Genomic DNA, 1,976 nt, shown 5'->3' with positions numbered 1-1,976 from the left:
CCACCGCCCGGACCGGCGCCCGCCCACCGCCCGGACCGGACCGGCGCCCGCCCGGACCGGCGGCCGCCACCGCCCGACCACCAGGCACCACCCACCGACCACCGACCACCGGGCCTTGAGCACCGGGCCTTGAGCACCGAGCACCGAGCACGCCTTGAGCGCCACGAGAAGAGCCACGCAAGAGCACCCCTACCAGACCCGACCCTTGAAGGTGTCCGCTGATGTCCATCGCCTATCTGGGCCCGCCCGGCTCGTTCACCCAAGCCGCTCTGTCCGGGCTGGGCGTACCGCCCGACCAGGCGGTGCCCTACCCCACGGTCCGCCAGGCCCTCGACGCCGTCCGCGCCGGCGACGCCAGCGCCGCCGTCGTCCCCTGGGAGAACTCCGTGGAGGGATCGGTCACCGAATCCGTCGACGCCCTCACCTCCGGACGCGACCTGCGCATCGTCGGCGAAACCCTGCTCCGCGTCCAGTTCGCCCTCGGCATCCCAACCGGCACACCCGACACCCCCGGTAGCACCCCCGACGGGGCGCCGGACGGGGCGCCGGCTTGGCTGGGGTCGGTGCGGCAGGTCCTCACGCACCCGATCGCGCACGCCCAGTGCCGCACCTGGCTCGGCGCGAACCTGCCGCGCGCCGACGTGGTCACCACCGCCTCCACCGCCCAGGCCGCCAAAGAGGTCGGCACCGCCGCCACACCCGGCGCGGCCGCGATCGCCTCACCCAACACCCTGCGCCGCTACGGACTGCGCATCGTCGCCGACGACATCGGCGACCGACACGACGCGGTCACCCGCTTCGTGAAGGTCACCCGGCCCGCCGCCGCCACCGACGCACCGCCCACCGGCGTGGACCGCACCAGCCTGGTCGTGCCGCTGGCCGACAAGATGCAGCACCTGCACACCGTCCTGCAGGAGTTCGCCCGCTCCCAGGTGCCCCTGACCGCCGTCCTGTCCCGCCCCGGCGGCTGCGGACTTGGCACCTACTCCTTCCTGCTCGAATGCGAAGGACACATCGACGACCCCGGCGTCGGCGTCGTCGTCGCCTCCCTCACCCGCCACCACTCCGCCTACCTGCTCGGCAGCTACCCCCGCGCCGACCTGGGCCGCCTCGCCCTGTCCAGATAACCCCCTCGCCCCTCCTTTTTCCGCTCTTTCCTTTTCCGCTCCCCGTTTCCTGTCTCCGTGCTCTCGCGCTGTCGCGCCCGGGTCCGGCCGGACCACACTCCCCGCCCGGGATCCGGCCGGACCCGGGCGCATCTGTCTCAGACCGGCCCCACCCACCGCGCCCGCGCCCGCCCCGCCACCACCGTCCGCGCCCGCGGCGGCACCTGCTCCAGCTGCGGCCGGCCGATCTCGACAACACCGTCCACCACCAACCAGCACCGCGCCTGATGCCGCACCCACAACGCCACCGGCGCGGCCGGCACCTCGCGGTGACAGGCCGGCACCAGCGCGCCCCTGACCGCGATGCCCGCCTCCGACACCAACCCCGGCGTCCCGCGACGCGCCGCGGCCGAACCCCCGGCCGGCAGCACCCGCCGCCACCACCACCGGCCCGGCAGGCCGAACGACCGAAGCGGACGGCAGCCGGTCCCACTGCCCGCGCCCGAAGACCCTTCAAACGGCGCCGCGGGCCCGCCGAAGGGGGCGAGCAGCCCCGCCCCGGCACCCGGCAGCCCGCGCGGCTCCCGGAACCCACGCACCGTGCGCTGGACCACGAACAGGTACACCCGGCCCGCCGACACCAGCGCGAAACCCCAACACGACAGCAGGCCCACGAACCGTGCCAGTCCCGCCACGCACGCACGCAACCGGGCGAGCGTGGCGTGTGCAGTCACGGAACACTCCCTCCCAGTCGCACAAGAAAGCCGACCCCTGGTCGCTGCCTGACCCCCAGCATCGCCCACACACCTTGGCCGGAGCCTTCCCCCCAGTTGTCGCCGACTTGACGCCCCCGACCCGCACCAATGCCCC

Annotated in this window: 2 protein-coding genes; one reads left to right on the top strand and one right to left on the bottom strand. The window is 74.4% G+C overall.

Features of this window, described 5'->3' with window-relative positions; genetic code table 11:
• Positions 1–221: 221 nt before the first annotated feature.
• Positions 222–1,127 carry a prephenate dehydratase gene (locus DN069_RS35590; RefSeq protein WP_111507394.1) on the top strand — a complete coding sequence of 302 codons (906 nt, stop codon included), beginning with the start codon at positions 222–224 and terminating at the stop codon, positions 1,125–1,127.
• Between the two features lie 137 nt (positions 1,128–1,264).
• Here the strand turns inward: DN069_RS35590 and DN069_RS35585 are convergent, their stop codons facing one another.
• A complete protein-coding gene (locus tag DN069_RS35585; protein WP_111507393.1) occupies positions 1,265–1,840 on the bottom strand; it encodes a Rossmann-fold NAD(P)-binding domain-containing protein in 576 nt (191 codons plus the stop codon).
• Between the last annotated feature and the right edge of the window lie 136 nt (positions 1,841–1,976).

Origin of the sequence: Streptacidiphilus pinicola (assembly GCF_003258295.1) — a bacterium.
Lineage (GTDB): Bacteria > Actinomycetota > Actinomycetes > Streptomycetales > Streptomycetaceae > Streptacidiphilus > Streptacidiphilus pinicola.
Note: the sequence above shows the minus strand (reverse complement) of the source record. Positions and strands in the feature narration are given on the sequence as shown.

What these genes read in the sequence shown, in the direction of transcription:
- DN069_RS35590 (WP_111507394.1), top strand. Translation starts at nt 222, where the DNA reads ATGTCCATCGCCTATCTGGGCCCGCCCGGCTCGTTCACCCAAGCCGCT.